Annotated in this window: 26 protein-coding genes and 1 riboswitch; of the genes, 10 read left to right on the top strand and 16 right to left on the bottom strand. The window is 69.7% G+C overall.

What is annotated here, in order from left to right; translation table 11 throughout:
- Positions 1 to 20 precede the first annotated feature (20 nt).
- A complete protein-coding gene (locus ACGFIV_RS16155) occupies positions 21 to 458 on the bottom strand; it encodes a Fur family transcriptional regulator (protein ID WP_358561850.1) in 438 nt (145 codons plus the stop codon).
- A 226-nt stretch (positions 459 to 684) separates the two neighbouring features.
- Positions 685 to 856: riboswitch (M-box (ykoK) riboswitch) on the top strand.
- A gap of 259 nt (positions 857 to 1,115) precedes the next feature.
- Between ACGFIV_RS16155 and ACGFIV_RS16160 the strand changes: the two genes are divergently transcribed.
- Together ACGFIV_RS16160 and ACGFIV_RS16165 are read left to right on the top strand one after the other, a co-directional pair.
- The gene (locus ACGFIV_RS16160; protein ID WP_358560156.1) at positions 1,116 to 1,301 is read left to right on the top strand and encodes a hypothetical protein; all 186 of its coding nucleotides are present in this window, start codon (positions 1,116 to 1,118) and stop codon (positions 1,299 to 1,301) included.
- A gap of 152 nt (positions 1,302 to 1,453) precedes the next feature.
- Positions 1,454 to 2,026 (top strand): FxsA family protein, encoded by a 573-nt coding sequence (locus ACGFIV_RS16165; RefSeq protein WP_392835519.1) that lies wholly within the window; start codon positions 1,454 to 1,456, stop codon positions 2,024 to 2,026.
- 164 nt (positions 2,027 to 2,190) lie between these two features.
- Here ACGFIV_RS16165 and ACGFIV_RS16170 read toward each other — a convergent pair whose 3' ends face one another.
- The 3 genes from ACGFIV_RS16170 to ACGFIV_RS16180 form a co-directional block, all read right to left on the bottom strand.
- On the bottom strand, positions 2,191 to 2,535 hold the full coding sequence (locus ACGFIV_RS16170; protein WP_184981820.1) for an RNA polymerase-binding protein RbpA: 345 nt from the start codon (positions 2,533 to 2,535) through the stop codon (positions 2,191 to 2,193).
- A 172-nt stretch (positions 2,536 to 2,707) separates the two neighbouring features.
- A complete protein-coding gene (locus ACGFIV_RS16175; protein ID WP_392835523.1) occupies positions 2,708 to 4,054 on the bottom strand; it encodes an MFS transporter in 1,347 nt (448 codons plus the stop codon).
- A 113-nt stretch (positions 4,055 to 4,167) separates the two neighbouring features.
- Entirely contained in the window at positions 4,168 to 4,971 is an 804-nt protein-coding gene (locus ACGFIV_RS16180; RefSeq protein WP_392835526.1) for a glycerophosphodiester phosphodiesterase, read from the bottom strand.
- A 198-nt stretch (positions 4,972 to 5,169) separates the two neighbouring features.
- Here ACGFIV_RS16180 and ACGFIV_RS16185 point away from each other — a divergent pair, with 198 nt between their 5' ends.
- Genes ACGFIV_RS16185 through ACGFIV_RS16200 form a run of 4 tightly spaced genes read left to right on the top strand, consistent with a single transcriptional unit; the run spans position 5,170 to position 10,170 of the window.
- The gene (locus tag ACGFIV_RS16185; RefSeq protein ID WP_358560148.1) at positions 5,170 to 5,586 is read left to right on the top strand and encodes a hypothetical protein; all 417 of its coding nucleotides are present in this window, start codon (positions 5,170 to 5,172) and stop codon (positions 5,584 to 5,586) included.
- Positions 5,587 to 5,628: 42 nt separating this feature from the next.
- Complete coding sequence (locus ACGFIV_RS16190; protein WP_392835530.1) at positions 5,629 to 5,895, top strand: hypothetical protein; 267 nt, start codon at positions 5,629 to 5,631, stop codon at positions 5,893 to 5,895.
- Positions 5,867 to 6,691, top strand: a complete 825-nt coding sequence (locus ACGFIV_RS16195) for a hypothetical protein (RefSeq protein WP_392835534.1) — start codon at positions 5,867 to 5,869, stop codon at positions 6,689 to 6,691. Before ACGFIV_RS16190 ends, ACGFIV_RS16195 begins: the two co-directional genes overlap by 29 nt.
- Before the next feature lie 5 nt (positions 6,692 to 6,696).
- The gene (locus ACGFIV_RS16200) at positions 6,697 to 10,170 is read left to right on the top strand and encodes an RHS repeat-associated core domain-containing protein (RefSeq protein ID WP_358560144.1); all 3,474 of its coding nucleotides are present in this window, start codon (positions 6,697 to 6,699) and stop codon (positions 10,168 to 10,170) included.
- Positions 10,171 to 10,594: 424 nt separating this feature from the next.
- Here the strand turns inward: ACGFIV_RS16200 and ACGFIV_RS16205 are convergent, their stop codons facing one another.
- The 6 genes from ACGFIV_RS16205 to ACGFIV_RS16230 form a co-directional block, all read right to left on the bottom strand.
- Positions 10,595 to 11,290, bottom strand: a complete 696-nt coding sequence (locus tag ACGFIV_RS16205; protein ID WP_392835537.1) for a site-specific integrase — start codon at positions 11,288 to 11,290, stop codon at positions 10,595 to 10,597.
- A 21-nt stretch (positions 11,291 to 11,311) separates the two neighbouring features.
- On the bottom strand, positions 11,312 to 11,872 hold the full coding sequence (locus tag ACGFIV_RS16210; protein ID WP_358561222.1) for an RNA methyltransferase: 561 nt from the start codon (positions 11,870 to 11,872) through the stop codon (positions 11,312 to 11,314).
- Positions 11,873 to 11,879: 7 nt separating this feature from the next.
- Positions 11,880 to 12,500, bottom strand: coding sequence for a methyltransferase (locus tag ACGFIV_RS16215; RefSeq protein WP_358561234.1), 621 nt, complete (start codon positions 12,498 to 12,500; stop codon positions 11,880 to 11,882).
- 121 nt (positions 12,501 to 12,621) lie between these two features.
- On the bottom strand, positions 12,622 to 13,569 hold the full coding sequence (locus ACGFIV_RS16220; RefSeq protein ID WP_358561220.1) for a VWA domain-containing protein: 948 nt from the start codon (positions 13,567 to 13,569) through the stop codon (positions 12,622 to 12,624).
- On the bottom strand, positions 13,566 to 14,549 hold the full coding sequence (locus tag ACGFIV_RS16225; RefSeq protein ID WP_392835718.1) for a DUF58 domain-containing protein: 984 nt from the start codon (positions 14,547 to 14,549) through the stop codon (positions 13,566 to 13,568). The genes ACGFIV_RS16220 and ACGFIV_RS16225 overlap by 4 nt, the downstream gene beginning before the upstream one ends.
- Positions 14,549 to 15,577 carry an AAA family ATPase gene (locus tag ACGFIV_RS16230; RefSeq protein WP_358561217.1) on the bottom strand — a complete coding sequence of 343 codons (1,029 nt, stop codon included), beginning with the start codon at positions 15,575 to 15,577 and terminating at the stop codon, positions 14,549 to 14,551. Before ACGFIV_RS16230 ends, ACGFIV_RS16225 begins: the two co-directional genes overlap by 1 nt.
- A gap of 74 nt (positions 15,578 to 15,651) precedes the next feature.
- Between ACGFIV_RS16230 and ACGFIV_RS16235 the strand changes: the two genes are divergently transcribed.
- Positions 15,652 to 16,404, top strand: a complete 753-nt coding sequence (locus tag ACGFIV_RS16235; RefSeq protein ID WP_392835542.1) for a hypothetical protein — start codon at positions 15,652 to 15,654, stop codon at positions 16,402 to 16,404.
- A 19-nt stretch (positions 16,405 to 16,423) separates the two neighbouring features.
- On the opposite strand, the gene ACGFIV_RS16240 is transcribed toward ACGFIV_RS16235, so the two are convergent.
- Together ACGFIV_RS16240 and ACGFIV_RS16245 are read right to left on the bottom strand one after the other, a co-directional pair.
- On the bottom strand, positions 16,424 to 17,698 hold the full coding sequence (locus ACGFIV_RS16240) for an MFS transporter (protein WP_392835545.1): 1,275 nt from the start codon (positions 17,696 to 17,698) through the stop codon (positions 16,424 to 16,426).
- Positions 17,695 to 18,504 carry a DeoR/GlpR family DNA-binding transcription regulator gene (locus tag ACGFIV_RS16245; protein WP_392835547.1) on the bottom strand — a complete coding sequence of 270 codons (810 nt, stop codon included), beginning with the start codon at positions 18,502 to 18,504 and terminating at the stop codon, positions 17,695 to 17,697. Before ACGFIV_RS16245 ends, ACGFIV_RS16240 begins: the two co-directional genes overlap by 4 nt.
- Here ACGFIV_RS16245 and ACGFIV_RS16250 point away from each other — a divergent pair.
- A complete protein-coding gene (locus ACGFIV_RS16250; RefSeq protein WP_358551636.1) occupies positions 18,503 to 19,528 on the top strand; it encodes a YafY family protein in 1,026 nt (341 codons plus the stop codon). The two genes, ACGFIV_RS16245 and ACGFIV_RS16250, sit on opposite strands and share 2 nt — an antisense overlap.
- Here ACGFIV_RS16250 and ACGFIV_RS16255 read toward each other — a convergent pair.
- The gene (locus tag ACGFIV_RS16255) at positions 19,506 to 19,997 is read right to left on the bottom strand and encodes a universal stress protein (protein ID WP_392835551.1); all 492 of its coding nucleotides are present in this window, start codon (positions 19,995 to 19,997) and stop codon (positions 19,506 to 19,508) included. The two genes, ACGFIV_RS16250 and ACGFIV_RS16255, sit on opposite strands and share 23 nt — an antisense overlap.
- 278 nt (positions 19,998 to 20,275) lie before the next feature.
- Entirely contained in the window at positions 20,276 to 21,100 is an 825-nt protein-coding gene (locus ACGFIV_RS16260) for a TetR/AcrR family transcriptional regulator (protein ID WP_358551632.1), read from the bottom strand.
- Between the two features lie 74 nt (positions 21,101 to 21,174).
- On the opposite strand from ACGFIV_RS16260, the gene ACGFIV_RS16265 reads away from it, so the two are divergent.
- Together ACGFIV_RS16265 and ACGFIV_RS16270 are read left to right on the top strand one after the other, a co-directional pair.
- Complete coding sequence (locus tag ACGFIV_RS16265; protein WP_392835554.1) at positions 21,175 to 23,475, top strand: ATP-binding cassette domain-containing protein; 2,301 nt, start codon at positions 21,175 to 21,177, stop codon at positions 23,473 to 23,475.
- 28 nt (positions 23,476 to 23,503) lie between these two features.
- The gene (locus tag ACGFIV_RS16270; protein WP_358551628.1) at positions 23,504 to 24,394 is read left to right on the top strand and encodes a siderophore-interacting protein; all 891 of its coding nucleotides are present in this window, start codon (positions 23,504 to 23,506) and stop codon (positions 24,392 to 24,394) included.
- Positions 24,395 to 24,460: 66 nt separating this feature from the next.
- Here ACGFIV_RS16270 and ACGFIV_RS16275 read toward each other — a convergent pair whose 3' ends face one another.
- Both ACGFIV_RS16275 and ACGFIV_RS16280 read right to left on the bottom strand, forming a co-directional pair.
- Positions 24,461 to 25,087: a hypothetical protein gene (locus ACGFIV_RS16275; RefSeq protein ID WP_358551626.1), complete on the bottom strand. Its 627-nt coding sequence runs from the start codon at positions 25,085 to 25,087 to the stop codon at positions 24,461 to 24,463.
- Positions 25,084 to 25,692: an RNA polymerase sigma factor gene (locus ACGFIV_RS16280; protein WP_358551646.1), complete on the bottom strand. Its 609-nt coding sequence runs from the start codon at positions 25,690 to 25,692 to the stop codon at positions 25,084 to 25,086. The genes ACGFIV_RS16275 and ACGFIV_RS16280 overlap by 4 nt, the downstream gene beginning before the upstream one ends.
- Positions 25,693 to 25,725: the final 33 nt, after the last annotated feature.

Genomic DNA, 25,725 nt, shown 5'->3' on the forward strand with positions numbered 1-25,725 from the left:
GATTACGCTGATCACAGTGCTCAGGAACTGCGGGCGGTGGAACAGTCGAGGCACAGGCCCCAGTAGATGACCTCGGCCTCGTCGATCGTGAAGCCGTGGTGGTCGGACGCGGTCAGGCAGGGCGCCTCGCCGACCGCGCAGTCGACGTCGGCGACGGCACCGCACGACCGGCACACGACGTGGTGGTGGTTGTCGCCGATGCGTCCCTCGAACCGGGCCGGGCTGCCGGCCGGTTCGATCCGGCGCACGAGCCCCGCCGCGGTGAGCGCGTGGAGGGCCTCGTACACGGCTTGAAGGGAGATATGGCCGACGCGGTCACGCACCCCCGAGGCGATCGCCTCGACGCCGAGGTGATCACCGCCCCGGACGGTCTCCAGCAGTGCGACGCGGGCGGCCGTCACCCTCAGGCCTGCCCCGCGCAGCTCCTCGGCGATGGTCGGAGTCTTGGGTGCGGTCACGGCGCCAAAGCTATCGTCATAAACACGAGCTATTCAAGACAGCTAACGGTCCAAGTCTGGGTCTGACCGAGATGAACGGCTCTGGCGCGAATCCCGTGGTCAAGCCGTGTTCCGCCCACCGGCATGATCGGCCTTGGAGGCCGGCCGCACGGCCCGCGGCCCGAGCAGGGAGATCTTTCGCGGCCCCGCTTGACGGCGGCGCCGAGCAGCGGGTTTCCTGGAAGACGCGGCACCTCGTTCGGCGAGGCGTCTGCGCGGATACAGGCCACTGACCCCACGACATCGAGAGATGCCCAGGGCCAGGACAGGTCTCCCCGGCTTAAGGGGTGACCCCAAGTGGCTTCCCGGATTCGGGATCACGCCGCGCAGTGCCAAAACTCTTACATGAGGGGTGCCGTCGATCCATGTGACCATCCGTCCGTGACCGCGTGCGCGGGATGTGCGCGCACGCGCCGAGGCGGCGAAGGCAAGGAGGTGGGCGCGATGGACGGCGACTGCCATAGTCACCGATCCCATTCCCTGACACCCCGCGCCCGCCACCGGCCGCGGCGAGGCTGACCATACGGTCCGGGGCGGCGAGCCCCGGCCCCCGTCCGCCTTCGCACCGGTGCGGTGCCCCCGCGGGGCGTCCTCTCACGAAGGTGGAGGAGGTCCGCCATGACCATCACGATCAAGCTGCTGCCAAGCGGTGACCTGGGCCGGGCGCTGCGCGCGCTCTGGCCTCTGGCCCTCATCGCCCTGCCCGCGGTCGTAGAAGCCGCCGGCGCGTCCCTGCTCGTGCGCCTGATGCTCGACATCACCATGCGGATGGCCGACCACGCCATGAGCCCGCGGCAGGCGTAGGCGGGCACCCCGCCCACGCGAGCGGACCGGCCCGGGGGAGCGGCTCCACCGGGCCGGCCCGGGATACCGCGCCGAAGGTTGGACACGTGGCCCCGGAAGGGAACCACCGGGTCAGGTCCGGGCGTTGTACCTCGCGAGGTGAGGGGGAAGCCATGCTGCGTGTGCTGCTGTTCATAGCGTTCCTGGTCGTGCCGGTGCTGGAGATCTGGATGCTCATCCAGATCGGCCAGGTGATCGGCGGCTGGCAGACCGTCGGCCTGCTGATTCTCGACAGCCTGCTCGGGGCCTGGCTCGTGCGGCTGGAGGGCCGGCGCGCCTGGCGGGCGCTGCGCGAGGCCCTCAACTCCGGCCGCATGCCCGACCGCGAGCTCGTCGACGGCGCCCTGGTGGTGGCCGGCGGCACCCTGCTGGTGACCCCGGGCTTCCTCAGCGACATCGCGGGGTTCTTCTTCATCCTGCCGTTCACCCGGCCGATCGCGAGGCGCTGGCTCGGCTGGTTCCTTGGCCGCCGCGTGCGCGTCATGGCCGCGGGGTCGCCCTTCGGCATGATGTTCCCGCAGGGCGGGCCGGGCGCGGGCGACGAGTCGCCGCGGGGCGGCTCCCGGGTCGTCAGCGGGCAGGTGGTCGATGACGAAACCCCCGCGGGCCGAGGGCCGGGCGCCTACGGCGACACGCCCGGACGGCCGTCCCTGCGCCCGCACGGCGGAACTCCCGACAACGGCTAGACCCCCGGGGTACGGCCGGACGTCTGGGGTACGGCCGGACGTCTGGGGTACGGCCGGACCTCCGGGCAACGGCCCTCCGGGCGACGGCCGGACCAGGTCCCGTGCAGGGAAATGGCGCCCCCGGAACCACCCTGAGGTGGTCCGAAGGCGCCGGTAGGTTTGGTTCAGGCGCTCTTACGCCGCTGTGCCCGAAGGATCGCCAGACGCTCGTTGAGCACCTCTTCGAGGTCCTCGATCGTTCGGCGCTCCAGTAGCATGTCCCAGTGGGTGCGCGGCGGCTTGGCCTTCTTCTGCTGAGGCTGCTCTGCATCCACCCTTAGCGCGGTGGCGCCGCAACTGCGGCACTCCCATGTCGCCGGGATCTCCGCCTCCGCGGCAAGGGGCACGTCGAAGCGATGGCCCTTCGGGCAGGTGTAAGGCACCTCCTGGCGCGGGGCCAGATCGGTGTTGCGGTCGTTCTCGTAGCTGGTGGCTCCGAGCCGGGTACCGCGAAGTGCACGCTCGCCCATGTTTCAATGCCTCCTGAGGGCCCCATTGTGAGGGGTGGGTCTCCACGGCTTACAACGCTTGATACCGTGGATGGATTCCCACCCTTGGGGTGATCCAATCGCGCTTTTCGCCTCGGGCCCTCGGTGCCCTAAAGCTGATCTTCGTCGCGTCAGGGGCGGGTGTGCCCCCTCGTCAGACCCGTGCGGGCACCTCGTTGCCCGCCTCCCGGATGGCCCGGGGCAGGTTGACCACCGTGAGCAGCGCGAAGCCGACCACGAAGAAGATCACCAGTGACAAGATCGCCAGGCGGTAACTGTCGGTGAGCTGGAGGGCCAGGGTCAGGGTAAGCGATCCGAGGAAGGCCGAGCCCTTGTCGCTGATCTCGAAGAGGCTGAAATATTCCGCTTCCTTGCCCGCCGGGATCACCAGCGAGTAGAGCGACCGCGAGAGGGCCTGGGTGCCGCCCAGCACGATCGCGATCAGGAACGCGATGGCGTAGAACTGGACCGCCGCGCCCTTCTCCAGGAAGTACGCGACCGCCACCACGGCCGTCCAGACCACCAGGCTGACCAGCACCGTGCGCTTGGTGCCGAACCGCGACGCGAGCCACCCGAGCAGCAGGGCCCCGCCGAAGGCGACGAACTGCACCATCAGGATCGCCGTGATCTGCACGCTCTTGCCTAGCCCGAGCTCCTGGTCGGCGTAGGTCGCCGAGAACGAGATCACCGTCTGCACGCCGTCGTTGTAGATCAGGTAGGCGAGCAGGAACAGCAGGCTGCGCGGATAGCGGCGCAGGTCGGCGATCGTGCGGCCGAGCTGGCGGAAGCTGCCGCCGACGGCCTGGGCGGGCGTGGCGTCGTGGGTGGCGACCCGGCGGTTGCGCAGGCGCAGCAGCGGGATCACGGTGAACAGGGCCCACCACAGACCCGCCGAGGCCAGGCTGATGCGCACCGCCAGGCCCTGGTCGATGCCGCTGCCCTCGTACAGGAACAGGTTCACCGCGAGCAGCAGGAAGCCGCCGAGATAGCCGAACCCCCAGCCGCGCGAGGAGACCGCGTCCCGCTCGTCCGGACGGGAGATCTGGGGCAGGAACGAGTTGTAGACGACCATGGCCGCGCCGAACGCCACGTTCGCGATGACGAACAGCACCCCGCCGAGCACGTAGGCGTCTCCCGAGACGAAGTAGAAGCCGAGGGTCGCCGCCGCGCCCACGTAGGCGAAGAGGGCGAGCAGTTCCTTCTTGCGGCCGGTGTGGTCGGCCAGGGCGCCGGCGACCGGCATGATCACGATCTGCAGGACCACCGACATGGTCACGATGGCCGAGAAGTACGCCTTGGCGCGGAAGTCGAAGCCCAGGAAACCGACGAAACCGTCCTCCCCGCCCGCGGCCTTCTCGGCGAGCGTGGTGAGGTACGGGCCGAGGAAGACCGTGATGACCGTCGTCTGGAAGCCCGAGTTGGCGAAGTCGTACCAGTACCAGCCCCGTTGCTCGCGCTTGCGCGTCTCAGGCAGTTCGTCGGCGGCGATGGAGGTGGTCATGGGGGGTGCTCCTGGCCTCGTCGGGGGGCTCGGGGATGAGTGGAGGGGCTACGGCGTGTGGTGGAGGCCGGGGCGCGGGGTCAGGCGCGCGGGTGCCCCCTGCCAGGGGAAGGTCACGCGTGCGCGGCCGGGCGGCGTGGATGCCACTGGCCCCGGGCGCGCAGGACGTCCCGCAGGCCCGAGATGTTGTCGGTCATGATCCCGTCCACCCCCAGGTCGAGGAGGCTCTCCATCACGCGGGGGTCGTCGACGGTCCACACGTGCACCTGCATCCCGAGGGCGTGGGCCGTGCGGACCAGGGCGCGGGTGGTGACCCGCATCCCGCGGAACCCGACGGGCACCTGCGCGCAGGGGATGCGCTCCTTGGCCAGCCCGCCCAGCAGGCGGCCGTACCCCGAGCCGAGGGCGGCGGCACGCAGCCTGGCGACGCCGCGCGGGCCGAGCGCCGAGCAGACGGGGCGACCCATGGCCATGCGCGCCCTGGCCAGCCGCAGGTCGGAGAACGAGGTCAGGCAGATCCGGTCGTAGGCGCCGGTGCGCCGGATCGCCTCCGCCAGCGGGCCGATCGCCTGGGCCTCTTTGACGTCGATGTTGACCCGCACATCGGGCCAGGTGCCGAGCAGGTCCTCCAGCAGCGGGATCTCCTCCACGCCCCCGATGCGGGCCCGGCGCACCTCGCGGTACGGCAGCGTGGCCAGGCGGCCCTGGCGGTCGGTCACGCGGTCGAGCGTGTGGTCGTGGAACGCGAGCAGCACGCCGTCAGCCGTCGCGTGGGCATCGGTCTCCAGGTAGGTGTACCCCATATCGACGGCCCTGGAGAAAGCGGCCATGGTGTTCTCCCGGCCCTCCGCCGCCCCGCCGCGATGGGCGAAGGCGAGCGGGCCCGGATGTTCGAGGAACGGGAAGCGCTGCTGCACGAGCAGGAGTATCCCCCCTAAAGGTTGCCACGTCAGCCTACGCCCATGAACATTTGGGTCACAAAGCCACCGGCCCGCGCCCACGCTCCCACTGGCCCAGCATCCGGTTGTCCTCGGTCAAGCGGTGCGGCTTATCGCCGCGATGGTCGACTGCATCCAGCGGGGTTTCCCTTCAGCGGGGTGATGGATGAGTTCGCCGTGTACGACAAGGCGATATCGGAGACCGAGGTACAGGCACATCACGCGGCACGCGCGGAGGCGCCGTACAAGCTGACGAAGATCACGCTGCCGTCGGGGCGAGTGTGGGCGGAGAACACCTATGACCCGGCCACTGACCGCCTGAAGGCCCACACCGACCAACACGGCGGGGCGTGGCAGGTGAGCGCTCCGGTGTACGACACCACCACGGGCTTGTCGACGGTGACGGTGACCGATCCGCACAACGGAACCCTCAAGTACAGCCACGACGCCTGGCGTGGGTACCGGCTGGTGGAGGAGATCGATCAAAGCGAGAACTCCAGTCTCTACACTTACGACATCGGCGGTTTCCTCAGCATCATCAGCGACCGGAACGGCAACGACACAGAACTGTTCCACGACGAGCGGGGTCGCTGACGTACTTCTACACCGACGGAACCGAGTCGGCCGGGGGCGGCGGTGCGACTCCGGCTGGGCTGTGGGTCGGAAAAGGACGCCAAGGGTAACGAGACCACCTACAAGTACACGGCGACCGGTGATCTGGCTGAGCGAAATGACCCCTCAGGGCTGGTCACCCGCTACACCTACGACACGCTCGGCCGGGTGAAGACGAGCGCCGAGATCTCTGCCGCATACCCTGCCGGTGTTGTCAGCTCGTTCTCCTACGACGGCCTGGGCCGGTTGGTCGCGCATACCGGTGCCGGGGCACACCGGAGCACGCACTAGCGTCACGGACGAGGTCGGCACCGTCTTCGCCTACGCCTACACGCCGCGCGGCGAGTTGGCCTCCCGGACCGTCAAGAACTGGACGGGCAGCCCGGTCAGCCCGCAAGCTCCACGTGACGTGGTGCTGGGGTCGTACGCGTACGACCCCGACGGGCGGCTGGCATCCCGGGTCGATGCGATGGGTCGCAAGGAGTCGTACACCTATTACGGCGACGACCGGCTGTCGAAGGTGATCGCCGACGACGTCCGGGTGAATGGCGTGACCACCACCAAGGACGTCGTCTTGGAGGCCGACACATACGACGCCGCTGGTTACGTGACTCGGCAGGTGCTCGGTGGCGGAAGGGCCACTACCGACTACGTCTACGACGCCGCCGGGCGGCTGTCCTCGCAGACGTTCGACCCCGCATCCCTCAAGCGCAAGTCGGCCTACGTCTACGACGCCAACGCCAACGTGACCAAGGTGACCTCGACCGGAGCGGGCACCACCCGGTCGGAGGTGACCGAGTACGGCTACGACCAGTTCGGCGAGCTGATGCGGCAGGCGGTCAAAAATGACAGCGAGGATCTGGTCAGCACGTGGACCCGTGACGACCGGGGACTGGTCACTGCGTTCACGGGTCCGCGCGGCAACGCGGCGGGCGGCGATCCGGCCGGATTCACCAGCGATTTCCGGTACGACATGGCGGGCCGCCTGGTAGAGGAGAAGGCTCCCCAGGTCACCGTGGAAAGGGGTGGTACGGCAGGGCAGGCCAGGCCGACACGAAGTATCAGTACATCGACGCCGATGATCTGACGAAGGTGACCCTGCCCGGTAACAAGGTCACCGATCTCGTGGTGAACCCCGCCGGGGAGATCACGCAGGAAACCAACCCCCGGGGCAAGATCTCCACCCTCACCTACGATCTCGCGGGCCGCACCGTGAAGGTCACCGACCCGCTCGGCAACGCCACCACGGCGGAGTACGACCTGGCCGGCCGCCAGACCGCCGTCAAGGATCTGGACGGCACCGGCGCCACCGTGCGCACCTTCGGATTCGGCTACGACGCCGACTCCAACCAGGTCTCGGAGACCTCGGGGGAGGGCTTCGTCACGCGCAGGGAGTACGACGCGACGGGCGTGATGACCAAGCTGATCGAACCGGTGTCGGCCACCGATCAGATCACCACCACATACGGCTACGACGGTACGGGCGCGATGACGCGTACGACCGACGGGCGTGGCAACACCGAGTTGACCACCTACAACACCTTGGGTCTGGTCGAGTCCGTCGTCGAGCCGGCCACCGCCGCGTACCCGAATGCCGCTGACCGAACCTGGACGAACGTCTACGACGTCGCAGGGAACACGGTATCCACCCTGCAGCCAGGTGGTCTTCGTATCGACCGGCAGTTCGACCAGATCGGGCGGATGACCCGCGAGTCCGGATCAGGCGCCCCGGTGGCCACTCCCGAACGGGCGTACGGCTACGACCTGGCTGGGCATCTGACTTCGATCGGCGATTACACGCTGGAGTACAACGACCGTGAACTACTGACGAAGGTCTCCAAACCCACCGGGCAGGTCGCGGCATTCACCTACGACGGACTCGGCAACCCGACTCAGCGTGTGGACGGCTCGGGAACCGCGAACTTCACCTGGGACAACAATGACAGTCTGGCGACGGCCGCCGACCCGGTCTCCGGCCGGAGCTTCACCTATGGATACGACGACGCCGACCGACTCACCACTCTGACGTCCGCCGGCCCGGCGACGACACAGTCGTACACGTACGACGCCGTGGATCGGCTGAAGACCCACACGCTTAAGAACAACGCCGGCAGCCAGCTCGCCAAGATCACCTATGGGTGGGACAAGGACGACCACCTCCTCTCCAAGACCACCGTGGGCACAGCCGGCGCCGGTGCCAACACCTACGGCTACGACAGGGCAGGCCGACTGACCTCCTGGACGGCACCCGGCGGCGCGACCACCACCTACAGCTGGGACGCGTCGGGGAACCGCACCATGGCGGGGGACAAGAGCTTCGTTTACGACGAGCGCAACCGCCTGTTGTCAGGTGGAGGAACCACATACTCATACAGTCCTCGCGGCACGCTTAATACCGAGACCATCGGGAGTGTCACCCGAAACCTGGTGTTCGACGCCTTCGATCGGCTCGTCAACGACGGAGACGCCGCCTACGGCTACGACGCCCTCGGCCGGCTGACCTCGCGCGCCAAGGGCGGAACCGAACAGCGGTTCGCCTATTCGGGCTTGTCGAACGACATGGTCACAGTGACCGACGGAGCAGGGACGGTCCAGTCAAAGTACGGCCGCGACCCCTTTGGTGAGTTGTTGAGCATGCAAGAGGGCGGGCAGAGCCTGGGGGCGATGACCGACCTGCATGGCGACGTCGTCGGCACCTTCTCCGGCACCACCCTTGTGGACTCGGTCGCTTACAACCCCTTCGGGGAGGTTACCAACCGGGCCGGAACCTCTCGTTCCCTTGGTTACCAAGGCGAGTACACCGACCCGGAGACCGGAAAGGTGAACATGCACGCCCGCTGGTACCAGCCCGGCACCGGCGGCTTCGCTTCCCGCGACGACTGGTCCCTTTCCCCCGATCCGTCCATACAGATCAACCGCTACACCTACGTCAACGGCGACCCCCTCGATGGCACCGACCCCTCCGGTCACGCCATCGACAAGGGATCGGGGCCTCGGGGGTCAGGCGTCCGGATACCGACAGGGGCGTACGCCAAGAACCAGAAGGAATACCGCCAGATCCAGGAGAGGCAGCGGAGGCAGGATCGCGAGGACATAGACCGGGCGAAACGCAGGACAGAGGAGAGAAAGCAGTACGCCAAAAAGAAGCGGGACGACCAGAACGGCGACTCTGCCAAGAACGAAAAACGACAGATGCGCAACCAGAAGAACAAAAATAAGCGCATGAACGACCGGGACCGCGTCACTAACGAAAAGCGGCAGATGCGGAATCACAAGAAGCCAACTGCCAAGAAAAAGAAACGCGATCCGGTCAACCCACCGGGCACCCGGGCCAATCCCAGGACGGTGAAAAATCCACCGGCCAGCAAGTCGGCCGCCAAGAAGTGCTCAAGCACGAAATGCTCGAAGAATGACAAGTCGACGAAGAGTACTGAAAAGATCGGGCAGTTCTGCCAGAAGCGCTCGAACGCCAAGAAGCCGCAGTGCGCCGGAAACGCCAACCACGAATACGGCGGTAACAAACCGAGGAAGAGTCCCAAGCAAGACGAACACGACGTAAACAATCTTCCCGACCTCTGCAAGACATCGGCCTGCCGTAACAGCGTCACCCCCGTGACACCAAAGGGTCGCACACGCGATGTCCTTGACGATCTGGAAGACATCATCGACCTCGCGCCTTCCCCGGAGGACGTGATCGACCTCCTCACCGAAGACGCGGCCCCAGACCTTCCCCCGTCCATCCCGCCCGGCATGGACGGCGACAACTGCTCTCCCAACAGCTTCGTAGCCGGCACGCCCGTCCTGATGGCCGACGGCACCCACAAGCCGATCGAACGAGTGGCCGTGGGCGATCAAGTGCTGGCGACGGACCCAGAGACCGGCCGGACCGAGGCCAAGCCGGTGATCACCCTGATCAAGGGCGAGGGCGTCAAGAACCTGGTCAGGCTGACCATCGATGTGGACGGCGACCGCGGCTCCGCGACCGACGAGCTCACCGCCACCGACGGCCACCCCTTCTGGCTACCCAAGCTCAGACAATGGCTCACCGCCGGTCAACTCGAACCCGGCATGTGGCTCCAGACCAGCGCCGGCACCTACGTCCAGATCACCGCCCTCAAGCGATGGACCACCCATCAACGGGTCCACAACCTCACCATCGAAGGCCTGCACACCTACCATGTGATCGCCGGCGACCAAGCTGTCCTTGTCCACAACGATGGCTGGAACCCGTTCAAGAAGAAGTCTGGTTCAGCGCAGCCGTCACGCCCTGAGCCCAATGCGACCATTCGTGACTTGCTCGGATACGGGCGCCCTGATGTCGATGGTTCCAGGGAGAGCCGTGACAAGATGGATAGGATATCGGGGATGCAGGACTGGCAGTTGCTCGACTCGATCTTCGCGCCAAGTAATGGACCGGTAGACTACATTCGAGTCGGGCCTGACGGCCGAAATTTGGAAAATGGAAATCATCGGGCTCAGGAACTCCTGAACCGGGCTGCGGATCCCCATGACGATGATTGGGATTATGATACGAAGATTTACGTAGACAAACATCTGGGCTGCTAGAAGTCATGCAGGGATGCAGTGCTGGATGCTGCATCCCTGCTCAGGGGGTTGCAAATGGCGCGACAATTCCGTGGTCGGATGCGTGAGCCTGATATTGAGCATGTAGTAGTTGTGCTAATGCACAGGGCACAACTGCAGATTAGAAGAGATTCGGGAGATTTGAAACGGGATGGTGGCATTCCTGGTGGTGACGCTCAATTAAAGTTTGAGCGAATATATTGGCTCTCGGATCTGTGTCACGGCATAATTGGATCATTCGATGCACCAGCGAGGGCGCTCCGCCGAGAGCGCTTATTTCAGAGCCTTAAATGGGCTTGGGGTGTTTCACATTCTGAGCGGCGCGCTTGGATGGTGAAGCATTTCGATGAGATTCAGTTTGATTATTCTGTGCTGGAGGATCGCGACCTTGACTGGTCGTGACGATCTATCTCATCAGCTGCCCAACCTGGTTTGACGGCTGGACGGCTACAGCGGCTGTGATCGTTTCTGACGGCAACGTTTGGGGGTGGTCGTCGAGAGCGCCCGCCATGCGTTCGATGGCGTCGAGTTGTAGGCGGAGCCGGACGTGGGCGTAGGTGTCGGCGGTGATGGAGATGTGGGCGTGGCCGAGGATTTCCTTGATCACAATGAGGTCCACGCCTTGGTCCAGCAGGAGTGAGGCGCACGAATGTCTCAAGTCGTGGAAGCGGATCGTGCGTAGGCCCGCGCGTTGAAGCAGGGCCTTGAAGTCGCGGTTGACGTTGGCCGGGTTGATCATCCCGCCGTGGCGGGTGGTGAACACGAGCCCGGTCTCGGGCCAGGCCGCGCCGATGGCTTCGCGTTTGTGCTTTTGGTGCTCGCGGTCAGTGGTCAGGGCGTCGATGCACGGGCCGGGCAGGGCGATGCGGCGTTCGGAGTTGACGGTCTTGGTGGGGGCCAAGATCAGGCCGATGCCGCCGGGGATGTACTGGAGGGCCTGGCGGATGGTCAGGGTGCCGCTGGTCAGGTCCGCATCCGTCCAGCGCAGTCCGAATAGTTCGCCGCGGCGCACGCCGGTGCGATTACCTGGATGAGGAATCAGGGAGACGCGGTTTCGTGTCCGTACTGTTCGCTCGCCCTTGCTGCTTTGATTGAGGCTCATTTGGACATTTGGATGCTCCGGTCAAGAGTCGGTGGGGGCCGGGTGGGAGGACCATTCCTGGCGGCGGGCCTCGGCGAGGACGATGGCGGCGGCGACGCCGACGTTGAAGGAGCCGACGCGGCCGATCTGGGGGATGTAGACGACCTCGTCGACGGCGTCCAGCACGGCGGGGGAGCAGCCGTGGTCCTCGCTGCCGAGCACCAGGCACACGTCGCGGTCGAGCCTCGCCTCGTGGAGCGGCACCGCGTCGCCGGTCAGCTCGACGGCGATCACGGTGTAGCCCTCCTCCTTGGCCGCCCGTACGGCCTCAAGGGCGGGGACCGGCTCGTGCCAGGGGACCAGCCGGTCGGTGCCGAGCGCGGTCTTCTGCGCCTTGGGGTTGGTGGGCGGGGTGGCGTTGCCGCCCAGCCAGAGCTCGTCGGCACCGAACGCGGCGGCCGTGCGGAAGATGGAGCCGACGTTGAACGGGCCCGTCACCGACTCAAGGATCAGCGACAGCCGGTTCTCCGTGCCCCGGCGCCAGGTGCGGTTGAGCCGCTTGACGTCGGTCTGGCGCAGCTGCCTGCGGGTGCCTGTGCTCATCGGGCGCTCATCGCTCCTCGTCGCCGGTGGCGCCGCCACCTGGGGGTACGTCGTCTGTCGAAGGGCCGGTCACGTCCGGAGAGGGCCGCGCGGCGACCCGGAGCACGCGGTAGGCCGACCGGGAGGCCACCCGGGTGGTGGCCCAGCCGTGGTCGGAGAGCCACCGTTGCAGCGAGTCGGAGCCGAGGTGCTTCTGCACCACCAGGAAGGCCGCGCCGTCGGGGGTGAGCCGGTCGAGCCAGCGGGTGAGCATGGCGTGCAGCGCGGGCTTGCCGATGCGGATCGCCGGGTTGGACCAGATCGCCGAGAAGCGGACGCCGGGCGGGACGTCGTCCACGTGCGCCGACCTTACTTTGTCAAGGCCGGCGGTCCGTGCGTTGCGGTCGCACAGCTCGACCGAGCGCCGGTTGACGTCCACCGCCCACACCGTCGCCCCGGGCGCCCGTGACGCCATGGTCAGCGCGATCGGGCCGTACCCGCAGCCGAGGTCGAGCAGGTCGCCCTCCTGGGGAGGCGCCGGCACGCTCTCCAGCAGCACCCGGGTGCCCGCGTCGAGCCGGTTGGGGGAGAAGACACCGCTGTCGGTGGCCAGGCGCAGGTGGAGGTCGGGCAGGATCACGTCGACCATGCCAGGCCGGGCGGCCGCGCCCGGCCGCTCCTCGAAGTAATGTGCCCCCTTGGACGTCACGTGGAGACGTTACCAACCGCGGGACGGTGCTCGTGATCGGCGGGCCCGCCGCGGGGCGGGGTCAGGGCAGGCGGGAGCCCAGGAGCATGGCGGCGGCGGCCACCAGGAGGCCGGCGAGGATGCCGGCGACGGTGAACCACTGGCCGATCTCCTGATGCACGACGCGGTAGCCCAGCGAGCTGCCGATCTGGCTGTAGACGTCGCGCAGCTCGTCCCCCGACTCGGCGGTGTAGGCGCGCCCGCTGGTGCCGTCGGCCAGCGACTGGAGCGTCGCCTTGTTGACCGGGACCTGCACGTCGCGGCCGTCGATGCTCACCGTGCCGTCCGGCGTGCCGTAGGCGATGGTGGAGACCGGGATGTGGAACCCCGCCGCCGCCTGGATCGCCTCGTTGACCGACCGGCCGGAGGTGTTGTCGCCGTCGGACAGCAGCACGATCGCCGACGGCGGCGGGTCGGTCACGGCCCGCTGGTCGAAGGAGCGCACGGAGTCCAGCGAGTTGAACACCGCCTCGCCGATGGCCGTGCCCGGACGGGTGGACAGGTTGCCGATCGCGGTGATCACGGCCAGGTGGTCGGTGGTGGGCGAGATGACCACCGAGGCCGAGCGCGCGAAGGACACCAGGCCGACGTTGAACCGTTCAGGAAGATCCTTGACGAACTGCTGCGCGGCCTGCTGGGCGGCGACCAGCCGCGTCGGGGAGACGTCGGCCGCCTCCATCGAAAGCGAGATGTCCACCGCGACGATGATCGTCGCACGGTCGCGCGGCACCCGCGTGGCGTCGGCCGGCCGCGCGGCGCCGAGCACCAGCAGGCTCATCATCAGCAGGAACAGCGCGGCGGGCAGGTGGCGCCGCCATCCGGGCCGTTCGGGGGCGACCAGGCTGAGCAGGGCGAGGTTGGTGAACCGCACGGCGTACCGCCGGCGGACGAACTGCAGGTAGATGTACGCGCCCACGATCAGGGCGAGCGCCGCGAACAGCCACAGCCAGCCCGGAGAGAGAAAGATCACGCGCCTGCCCTCCTGGTGGGGTGCCGCCCGGCGAGGTGGGCGGTGCGCCGGTGCCTGAGCGTGTACTGCGCGATGTCGAAGACCCAGTCGCGGTCGGTGCGCAGCACCAGGTGCCCGGCTCCGCACCGGCGCAGCGCCACCCGGGTGGCCTCCCGCTGCGCCGCGGCCGCCTCGGCGTAGTCGCGGCGGATCTTCGGCGACAGGTGGATCTCGCGCGTGCGCCCGGTCTCCGGGTCGGTGAGGGCGACCAGTCCCACGTCGGGCAGCTCAAGCTCGCGGGGGTCGATCACCTCCACGGCGAGAACCTGGTGGCGGGCGGCCAGGTGGCGCATCGGCCGCTCCCACTCGCGCTCACCGCCCGGGTCGCCGCCCCGTCCGAGGTCGAGGAAGTCGGACACGATCACGCGCAGGCCCCGCTTGCGGCGCGCGGCGCCGAGCAGCCGGATCGCGTCGGCCAGGCGCGTGGGACCGGGGGCGGGCATCCCCCGTGGCGCGTCCAGAAGCGTCTGCAGCAGCGCGTACATCGCCGGACGGCCGGTGCGGGCCGGGAGGCGGTGTACCTGGTCGCCGTGGATGACGTACGCGCCGAACCGGTCACCGACGCGGCTGGTCAGAAAGCCCATCGCGGCGACCGCCGCGATCACCAGGTCGCGCTTCTCCATCGCCGCGGTGCCGAAGTCCATGCTCGGCGACAGGTCGGCCAGCACCCACGTCTCCCGCTCGCGGTCGGCGACCAGGTCGCGGACGTGCGGGATCGTCGTGCGGGCCGTCACCGACCAGTCCATGCGGCGCACGTCGTCCTCACCCGGCACGTACACCCTGCTGTCGCCGATCTCGCTGCCGGCGCCAGGGACCAACCCCTGGTGCTGCCCGTGGAGCAGCCCGTCGAGGCGGCGCACCACGGTCAGCTCCAGGCGGCGCAGGGCGTGCTCGGGGCTTCCCTCGCGTCCGGAGCGCGCCTCGGGACCTTCCCTGGTGATCACCGCTGGGCCTGGTTCCAGACGACGAGCGGGGGCGGCACGGAGGCCAGGATCTGGCGCACCACGTCCTCGGGGTCGACCCCGTCGGCGAGGGCGTCGAAGGTGAGCATGAGGCGGTGCCCCATGACGTCCACCGCGACGTCGCGCACGTCGTCGGGGAGCAGGTAGTCGCGCCCGCGCAGCAGCGCCAGCGCGCGGCCCGCCGCGACCAGGCCGAGGGTCGCGCGCGGGCTGACCCCGATCTCGATGGCCTCCTCCAGGTCGCGCAGCCCGTACTCGGCGGGGGATCGGGTCGCCATCACCAGCCGTACGACGTAGTCGGCGACGAGCTGGTGTACCGACACCTGGTCGGCGAGCTTCTGCAGCGCGAGCAGCCGTGAGGGGTCGAGCACCCGTCCGGGCAGCGGCGGGGAGACGCTCATGCGGTGGAGGATCTCCAGCTCCTCGCCGGCGGTGGGATGGACCACCCGCACCTTGAACAGGAACCTGTCGCGCTGCACCTCGGGCAGGGGATACACCCCTTCGGACTCGATGGGGTTCTGCGTGGCCAGCACGATGAACGGCCGGGGCAGCGGATGCGTGCGCCCGGCCAGGCTGACCTGACGTTCGGCCATGACCTCCAGCAGGGCCGACTGCACCTTGGCGGGCGCCCGGTTGACCTCGTCGGCGAGCAGGAAGTTGACGAACACCGGCCCGAGCTCGACGTCGAAGCTCTCGCTGGACGGGTGGTAGACCCGGGTGCCGACGATGTCGCTCGGCACGAGGTCGGGGGTGAACTGGATGCGGGCGAAGGTGCCGCCCACCACGGTGGCGAGGGTCGATGCCGCGAGCGTCTTGGCGACGCCCGGCACGCCTTCGAGAAGGCAGTGACCGCGGGCGAGGAGCGCCACCAGCAGTCTTTCGATCATGTGGTCCTGGCCGACGATGACGCGCCGGACCTCTGTGAGGGACTGCTGGAGGAGACGGAGGTCCGCGTCGGCACCTTCGTCCGGCCCGGATCCGTCACTGCGTTCTTCCGCAACGGTCATGCGGCCATTCCATCAAACACGGCGCAAAGGTGCACGGCACCGTCACGGTGAGCCGAGTGTCGAGGTGTGCTTTCATGGCAACCGTGGCCACTCCGCTCCAGTACGGCGACCCGCCCCGGCTGGGTGCCTACGTCGTGCAGGCGCGGCTCCAGGCGCTCGCAACGGGTTTCGTCTACCTCGCGCAGGACGCCGGGGGGCGCGCGGTCTCGATCGCGCTGCTGACCCGGGGCGCGGCCCTCGACGCGGCGGCACGCGAGCGGTTCCTGACGGCGATCCGCCAGGCCGGGCCCGCCCGCGGCGTCAGGGGCTGGGTCGCGCGTGCCCGAGGGCGAGGCCCGGCCGCCGCTCCGCAGATCATCGCCATCGACGACGGGCTCGCGCCGTGGGTCGCGGTGCCCTACACGCCGGGAGGCGTCGGCGCCGAGTGGTTCCTTGAGACGGTGCTGGTCAGCGGCACGCTGATCGGCGAGACCCACGGGCCCGACTTCGTCCCCTACTGGCTGGGCGACCGTGCCCCGGCGATCCCGCTCCCGCCGCCGCCCGCGCCGCCGGCGACCGAGACCAGGCGCGCCGTGCTGGTGGCCATGTCGGTCCTGGTGGCGCTGCTGACGCTGACCGGGGCGATCGCGTGGCTGCTGCTCGGAAGGGGGGACGAGCTGCCGCCGCCCTCCCGCCCGCTCCCGCCGACGATGTTCGTGCCGACGCCGCCGCCCCTGCCCTCGCCCAGCGACACCCTCAAGCCCTCGCCGTCCCCGTCCCCGGGAGACAGCGGCAGCGCCTCGCCGGGCCCCTCTCTGCCCGGCGAGGACCCCGGCCAGGCGATCTGACCGGGCAGGACGCCCGTCGTCAGCCCGCGCGGCCGGCGGCGTGGTCCGGGGCCTGCCCGGTGGCGACCGGGGCCGGCGCGGGCTTGCGCACGGCCGGGGCGGCCAGGGCGACGAACAGCGCGAGCAGGGCCGGTATGGCCAGGGCGCGCGGCAGGTCCAGCACCTCGGAGGCGGCCCCGATCAGGACCGGTCCTGTGAGGAATCCCAGGTAGCCGAGGCTGGCCACCCGGGCGAGCGCCTGCCCGGCCCGGGCGGGGTCGCGGTGGCCCGCCGCCGAGAACACCTGCGGGACGATGCACGAAAGGCCCGCGCCGAAGCAGCCGAACCCGATCACTCCGGCCACCGGGTGACCGATCAGCAGAGCCGCCGACAGGCCCGCCCCGGCCAGCAGCCCGCAGCACCGCACCAGCGCGACGGGGCCGAACCGGGCCGAGAGGCGGTCGCCGACCAGGCGTCCCGCGGTCATCATGATCGAGAACGCGGCGTACGCGGCGGCGGCGAACCCGGCCGAGCTGTGGAGGTCCTCCCGCAGGTAGACCGACCCCCAGTCGGCGGACGCGCCCTCACCGACCATGCAGCAGAAGCCCAGCACGCCGAGGAACAGCACTCCCCGGGCCTTGGCGCGGGGCGCCCCGCGCCGGCCCTTTTCCGGGGGCGTCGATTGACCGGTCCCGTGCTCCGATCGGCCGGTCCCGCGTTCGGAGGGGATCAGAAGGGCCCAGCGGGCGGTGAGGAGCGCCACCGCCGCCAGCAGGACGCCGGTGGCGGAGAGCGTCGGCCAGGCCCCGACCCCGGCGTGGGCGAGGACGCCGCCCAGGGCCGCGCCGGCGAAGCCCCCGATGCTGAACACGGCGTGGAAGGACGACATGAGCGGCCGTCCCCATGCCCGCTCGACCTCCACCGCGCCGGCGTTCATGGACACGTCGAGGCTGCCGTGGGCGGCGCCGAACAGCGCCAGCGAGGCCGCCAGCGTGATCAGGTCCGGCATCGCGGCCGGGAGCAGCAGCACGGCGCCCTGGGCCACGGCCAGGGGGACCATGACGCGGGCGCTGCCGTACCGGTCGACCAGGCGCCCGACGACCTGCATCCCGGCGAGCGCCCCCGCCGCGATGGCGAGCAGGGCGAGGCTGAACTGCCCGTCGCCGAGCTCCAGCCGTTCCTTGAGCGCGGGGATGCGGGCCGTCCACACGCCGATGGAGACGCCGGGGATCAGGAACATGACGTACACCGCGAGGCGGGCCCTGCGCAGCGCGGGGCCGTGTTCCGCCGGGCCGTGTTCTGTCAGGGGGGTCATGCGACGACGCGAACGGTGACACCGGCGGCGGTGAGCGCGTCGTGCTGGTCGCGGGGGATGCCGGCGTCGGTGACGAGCACGTCGACGTCGCCGGGCGGGCAGACCGTGGCGAACGCGGTCTGGCGGAACTTCGAGGAGTCGGCCGCGACGACGACGCGCCGGGAGGAGCCGATCGCGGCCTGCTTGACCGCGACGTCCTCCAGGTCGTGGGCGGTCAGCCCGTGCTCGGCCGAAAGGCCGCAGCAGCCGATGACCGCGGTGTCGAAGCGCAGGGAGCCGATGGTGTTCACCGCCAGGGGTCCGGTGATGTTCAGCTCGCCGTGCCGCACCTCGCCGCCGGGGAGCACCATCCGTATGCGCGGCGCGCCGCTGAGGGCCTGGATCGACTGGACGGACAGCGGGAGCACGGTCAGCCTGCGGTCGTGGATCTCCCTGGCGACCGCCAGCGCCGTGGTGCCGCCGTCCAGCACGACCGCCTCCCCGTCGGCGATCAGGCTCGCCACCTCGGCGGCGATGCGCCGCTTGCCGTCCGGCGCCTCGTGCTCGCGGACGCCGAACGGCGGCTCCTCGCCGCGCAGCAGCAGGCTCTGTGCCCCGCCGCGGATCCGCCGGGCCACGCCCTGCTGGGCAAGCTCGTCGAGGTCGCGGCGGATGGTCATCTCGGACACGCCGTACTCGGCCGCGAGCTCCGCGACCGACACGCTGTCCGATGTCATCAGGGCATCCATGATTGCCCGCAAGCGGTCCATGCGTTCATATGAACATTGTTGGTGTTCGTTTGGCAAATCAGGGAGACTGGGTGGCATGCGCGCGAGCCGGCTCCTGTCCCTTCTCCTGCTGCTCCAGACACGCGGCCGGATGACGGCCGCGGAGCTGTCGCAGGAGCTGGAGGTGTCGGTGCGCACCGTGTACCGCGATGTGGAGGCCCTGTCGTCCTCCGGCGTCCCGGTCTACGCCGACCGAGGGCCGGCGGGCGGCTACCAGCTCCTCGACGGCTACCGCACCCGGCTCAACGGCCTCACCGCCGAGGAGGCCTCTTCGCTGTTCCTGGCGGGACTGCCCGGCCCGGCCGCCGAGCTGGGCCTCGGCGAGGTGGCCGCCGCCGCCGAGCTCAAGCTGCTGGCCGCCCTGCCCCCCGAACCGCGCTCGCACGCCTCGCGCATGCGCGACCGGTTCCTGCTGGACGTCCCCGGCTGGTACCGCGACGCCGACGACGTCCCCCACCTCGGCGCCATCGCCGACGCCGTGTGGGAGGAGCGCAGGATCCGCATGCTCTACCGCCGCTGGGGCCCGGCCGAGGTCGTGCGGGAGGTGCGCCCGTACGGACTGGTACTGAAGGGGGGTTCGTGGTACCTGGTCGCGGCTCCGGACGACGCGCAGGCGCGCACGTACCGCATCTCGCGCGTCGTCTCGGTGGAGGTGCTGGCCGAGCGCTTCGCCCGGCCCGAGGGCTTCGATCTCGCGGACTTCTGGCAGACCTACGCGAGCGATTTCCGCGACCGCATGTACTCCGCCGAGGCGACCGTCCGGCTGGCGCCCGGGGCGGAGGGGCTGCTGCGGGTGACGGCGGGCACGCGGCCGGTCGACGCCGCGCTGGCGGACGCCGGGCCGCCCGGTGAGGACGGCTGGACGGTGCTGCGCCTGCCCATCGAGTCGGTGAGGCACGCCTGCTGGCTCCTGCTGCGGATGGGCGCGAGCCTGGAGGTGCTCGGCCCGCCCGAGCTGCGCGAGATGATGGCCACCGCCGTGTCGGAGCTGGCCGCGGTGTACGGCTCCGGCCCGCACGCCGGTGACGCCACCGCGTCGGTCACCCGGTCCGCGCCCCGCTGAGGCTCTCGTCGTACGGCTGGAACGCCCGTGCGGCGACCGCGTGGGGAGAGACCACGACGACCGGGCACCGGGCCCCCATGACGCACGCGGCGAGCACCGGGGTGGCGGCCACGGGGATGCCCGCCTCGGGCCTGCGGATGCCGAGCACGAGCATCGCGGCGCCCTCGCAGTGGTTGAGCAGCACCTGGGCCGGCGGGCCCTGCGCCACGATGGGCTCGATCGACGCCACCTGGGCGACGATGGCGCGGGTCTGTTCCCTGGCCGCTTCGTACTCGTCGTCGTGGGAGCGCCAGGAGCCCATCGGCGCGTACGAGGCGCGATGCTGGCCGGACCACTGCCAGGCGTGAACGGGCTGGATCACCGCGTCTCGCAGCCGGGCCTCGCCGAGGGCCCAGATCAGTGCGGCGTTGGCGGCGGGGGAGTGGCTCACGCCCACGACGATGCGTGGCCGAGTCGATTTGTGCGTCACGGGAACCTCCTCCTCACAGAGCATGGCGCGCCTGGAGTGACGTCCCGTCAAAGTGCCGGGAAAATCACCACTAAATGTCACATTTTCTGCACAGACCGCGACGGTGGTTTGTGAAGGGACATGTCCCGGCACCTGCCGCGAATCTACAAAGTAAAGGCGGTCGCCGGTGATCGAGGCGGCCGTACCGCTCAGGGCCGTACCGCTCAGGGCCGTACCGCTCAGGGCCGTACCGCTCAGGGCCGTACCGCTCAGGGCCGTACCGCTCGCCGCGACGAGGATCACGCCGACGGTCGCGCCCCGGCTCCCCGCACGGCGACCTCGATGCCGTCCAGGACGACGGCGAGTCCGGCCTCGAAGGTCTTGCGCGCCTCTCTTTCGAGGTAGGGCACGCTGTCGTCCCGCGCCGTGTCCGCGCGCTCGTCCTCGGCCGCCCGGAGCCGCATCCGGTTCACCATCGGGAACCGCTCGGCGAAGTCGGGCGCGAACCGCTCCAGCACGGTCGCGCGGGCGAGCCACCACTCCTCGTCGGACACCCCGGTCGCCGCCGGGGCCTGTCGTGACTCCGCGATCGTCTGCGCCGCGCCGCGCACGAAGTGGGACAGCGTCCCGGCCAGGCGCCGGAGCATCCCGGCGTCCAGCCCGGTCCCGTCAAGGATCCGCAGCAGCGTTTCGAGCGTGACGTACTCGTTGGGCCCGAGCACCGGACGCGCCTGGGACACCTGGAGCACCCAGGGATGGCGCAGGTAGAACGCCCAGGTGTCCTCGGCCCAGGCCGTCGTGGCCGCCCGCCAGCCCGCGCCCGGCTCGTACCCGGTGGGCAGCTCGGCCAGCGCCCGGTCGTACATCAGGTCGACCAGCTCGCTCTTGCTGGGGACGTAGGTGTACAGGGCCATGGCCGTACGGCCGAGCCGCTCGCCCACCGCGCGCATGGACAGCGCCGCCATTCCCTCGGCGTCGGCGACCGAGATCGCCGTGTCGACGATCAGGTCCACGCTCAGCCCCGGCTTGGGTCCCGGACCGGTGCGGACCGGCGCCGGCCCCGCCGCGCGCCACAGCAGGGCCATCGAACGGTGCGCATCGCCCTGTCCGGCGTAGACGACCACTTGCAACTCCTTATGGCATAAAGTAACTTTGCCGGGCTATCTCTTTACGCCATAAGGATATCAGGAGCGATCATATGGACCCCCATCCGTCCAGCCCGCCCCGGCGGGACGCCGCGGACAGCCATGGCGTGATCGAGGTCCGCGGCGCCAGGGAGAACAACCTGGCCGGCATCTCGCTGGACATCCCGAAACGGCGGCTCACCGTCTTCACCGGCGTCTCGGGGTCGGGGAAGTCCTCCCTGGTCTTCGGCACCATCGCCGCGGAGTCGCAGCGCCTGATCAACGAGACCTACACGACGTTCGTCCAGTCGTTCATGCCGAGCCTCGGCCGGCCCAACGTCGACGCCCTGCGCAACCTCAGCGCGGCGATCGTCGTCGACCAGGAGCGGATGGGCGCCAACTCCCGTTCCACGGTGGGCACGGCGACCGACGCCCACACGATGCTGCGCATCATGTTCAGCCGGCTCGGCACCCCGCACGCCGGCACCTCGGCCGCCTTCAGCTTCAACAGCGCCGAAGGCATGTGCCCCGAATGCGAGGGGCTGGGCCGGGTGTCGGACATCGACGTCGGCGAACTCGTGGACGTCGGCCTCTCGCTCAACGAGGGAGCGATCACCGTCCCCGGCTTCGCCGTGGGCTCGTGGTACTGGCAGATCATGGCCCAGTCGGGGTTCTTCGACCCCGACGTCAAGCTGAGGGACTACAGCCCCACCCAGTGGGAGGACTTCCTGCTGTACAAGCCCACCGCCAAGATCAAGGTGGGCAACGTCAACGCCGCCTACGAAGGCCTCGTCGTCAAGGTGCGGCGGATCTACCTCGACAAGGACCGCGAGTCGGCGCAGCCCCACATCCGCGCGTTCATCGACAGGGCCGTGAAGTTCACCACCTGCCCCGCGTGCGGCGGCACCCGGCTCAACCCCGCCGCGCTGGCCTCCACCATCGACGGGCGCGACATCGCCCAGTGCTCGGCCATGCAGATCGGCGACCTGGCCACCTTCCTGCGGGGCATCGAGGACGCGTCGGTCGCGCCGCTGCTCGGCACGTTGCTCGACACCCTGGACTCCCTGGTCGAGATCGGCCTCGGCTACCTCAGCCTCGACCGCGAGTCGGGCACCCTGTCGGGGGGCGAGGCCCAGCGGGTGAAGATGGTCCGGCATCTCGGCTCCAGCCTGACCGACGTCACCTACGTCTTCGACGAGCCCACGGCCGGGCTGCACCCGCACGACATCCAGCGCATGAACGACCTGCTGCTGCGGCTGCGCGACAAGGGCAACACCGTCCTGGTCGTCGAGCACAAGCCCGAGGTGATCGAGATCGCCGACCACGTGGTCGACCTCGGACCGGGGGCGGGTCCGGCCGGGGGACAGGTCTGCTTCACCGGCGACGTGGCGGGGCTCCGGAGGTCCGGCACCCTGACCGGGCGCCACCTGGACAACCGGGCCCGGCTGCGCGAGCGCGTACGGACGCCCGGCGCGCGGCTGCCGATCACCGGCGCCCGCCTGCACAACCTCAAGGACGTGAGCGTCGACATCCCGCTCGGCGTGCTGACCGTGGTCACCGGCGTGGCAGGATCGGGCAAGAGCTCGCTGATCCACGGTTCCCTTGCTCACCGGGAGGACGTGGTCGTGGTCGACCAGTCCGCGATCCGCGGGTCCCGTCGCAGCAATTCGGCGACCTACACCGGCCTGCTCGACCCGATCAGGACCGCCTTCGCCAAGGCCAACGGGGTCAAGGCCGCCCTGTTCAGCGCGAACTCCGAGGGCGCCTGCCCCACCTGCAAGGGCATCGGCCTGGTCTACACCGACCTCGCCATGATGGCCGGGGTGGCCTCGGTCTGCGAGCAGTGCGAGGGCAGGCGGTTCACCCCCCAGGTGCTCACCTACAAGCTACGCGGCAAGGACATCAGCGAGGTGCTGGCCATGCCGGTGGCCGAGGCGCTCGGCTTCTTCCCCTCGGGCGCCGCCCGGGCCATCCTCGACCGGCTGGACGCCGGGGGCCTCGGTTACCTCGGTCTCGGGCAGCCGCTCACGACCCTGTCCGGGGGCGAGCGGCAGCGGCTCAAGCTGGCCGTCCGCATGGCGGAGAAGGGCACGACGTACGTGCTGGACGAGCCGACCACCGGCCTGCACCTGGCCGATGTGGGACGGCTCCTGGCCCTGCTCGACCGGCTCGTGGACGACGGCGACACCGTCATCGTCATCGAGCACCACCAGGCCGTGATGGCCCACGCCGACTGGCTGATCGACCTCGGGCCGGGAGCCGGCCACGACGGCGGCCAGGTGGTGTTCACCGGCACGCCCGGCGACCTGGTCTCCCAGGGGGACTCGCTCACCGCCCGGCATCTGCGCGCCTATCTGAAGGGCGCCGCGGCCTAGCCGGCCCTTTTCACCCATGGAGGATTCAATGGAGCTGGCCGTCTCGTTGATCACGGTCACCGGTGTCAGGCGCGTCACCCCGCACATGGCGCGTGTCACCTTCGACGCGGGCGAGGTCGCGGGCGCGATCGGCGATGAGCCCGACCAGCAGGTGAAGCTGTACTTCCCGAAGCCGGGTCAGGCGGTGCCCCGGCTTCCTGAGCCGGGCGGAGACTTCGGGCGGTGGTACGAGGCCTTCAACGCGATCCCCGAGGACGAGCGGCCGTGGACGCGCAGCTTCACCATCCGGGCCCGCGACCGCGAGCGCGGGACGGTCGACATCGATTTCGTGCTGCACGGGGATGGGGGCCCGGCGGCGCGGTGGGCGGGGTCGGCGCGGCCCGGTGACGTCCTCGGGATGTTCGGCCCGTCGGCGATGTTCGCCCGGCCTGTCCCGCTCAGTGCCGCCATCGGCGCGAGCGACTGGTTGCTGCTGGCCGGGGACCAGGCGGCGCTGCCGGCGATCGGCACGCTGATCGAGGCCCTGCCCGAGGGCTTCCGGGCGGTGGCCTGCGTCGAGGTCGCGGACGCGGCCGAAGAGCAGTCGTTCGCCACGCGCGGTCAGGTGAGCGTGCGCTGGGTACACCGCGGCGAGGTTCCGCCCGGGAAGGGCGACGCCCTGCTCCACGCCGTGCGCGCGGTGGAGTTCCCCGCAGGGAGGGTGTTCGCCTGGCTGGCCGGCGAGGCGGGCACCGTGCGCGCGCTGCGACGGCACCTGGTCGGCGACCGCGGGGTGGACAAGCGGTCGATCGACTTCACCGGATACTGGCGGCTCAAGCTGACCCAGGACGACGCCCCCACCGAGCAGGACCTCACCGACGCGGCGGAGTTGCTGGCACGCGCGCGGGAACTGTCGGCGGAGGCCCGGGGCAACGGCTGAGGCGGGTGATGACGCCGCCCATAGCGGGCCGGCCGGCCGGGGGCCGGCCGGCCCGAGACTGGGCTATCAGCCGTTTTCGGCCGGGGCCTCGGTGCTGTCGACCAGCACGCAGTCGGCCACGGGTCCGTTAGAGACGTGCGCCGAGCCCTGGGCGATCGTCATGTCCGGACCTTCGTAGACGCTGAACTCCAGCACCGCGGTCTGGCCGGCCTTGACCACCTTGGGGTCGATCGTGAAGTCCTGGCCATTCCGCGGAGGGACGGCGAGGGGAGCTTCCTCATCGGACACGAAGTCCTGGCTGCGGGGCTGCGGGCTGCACTCCTTGCCCATGGGGACGTAGTCCACGACCGCGTTGAGGCCCATGGCCCGAAGGTCCGCCTGAAGGTCCTTGGGCTTCTTGGCCTCGTTGATGGTGATGCTGATGAGTCCGTCGTCCGTCTTGGTGACGGCGTAGGCCTGGGCACCGCCGCCGAAGGCGAGCGGCACGGCGATCGCCATGATGGTGGCGGAGGCCAGGACCGGGGCCAGGACGGCGGGGCGCGACAGGCGCCACTTCGGCTTGGCGGGTCGGTCGTTCTGATGGATCTCGGTCATGACGAACTCCTTGATCTGCCGGTGCCGGCCCTCGGGGAGCTCCGGCTCGCCCTGAAACGGCAGAAGCCTGGCCAGCTCGTCTCGCTCGCCTGCGTTCATTGGTGCTCCTCCTTCTTGGACCGGACCGCGATGTCGCGGTCACCTCTTACCTGTCGGGGCGGGAGTGGGGGTTCCATTCCGGCCGAAAGTTTCTCCAGCTTCTTCCGAGCCCTGGAGAGCCGGGATCGGACCGTGCCCACCGGGACGCCCAGTGCCTCGGCCGCCTCGGCGTAGTCGAGGCCCGACCACACGACGAGCGCGAAGACCTCCCGCTCCGGGCGGCGCAGCGAGCCGTACGCCTGCCGGATCGCGGCCAGTCGCTCGGCGTCGTGGATGCGCCCGACGACCTCGTCGGCGAAGTCGGGAACGTCCTCACCTCTGGGCATGCGGGACAGGGCGTCGTCCGCCCTGCGGGCGGCTCGGCGGGCGTTGCGCGCGATGTTGGTGGCGATGCCCAGCAGCCACGGCCGCAGTGAGCCGCCCTCGGCGTCGACCCGTTGCCGCAGCCGCCAGGCCTCCAGGAACGTCAGCGACATCACGTCCTCGGCGGCCGACCAGTTTCCCGTCAGCCTGAAGGCATGGCCGTACACCGACCGGGAGAACTCATCGAAGAGGCACTCGAACGCCTCGCTGTCCCCATCACGTATCCGGACGCGTATCGACATATCCACATAGAGATACTGTCCGCGGCTTCCGCC

Origin of the sequence: Sphaerisporangium sp. NPDC049003, assembly GCF_043197795.1 — a bacterium.
Taxonomy (GTDB): Bacteria; Actinomycetota; Actinomycetes; order Streptosporangiales; family Streptosporangiaceae; genus Sphaerisporangium.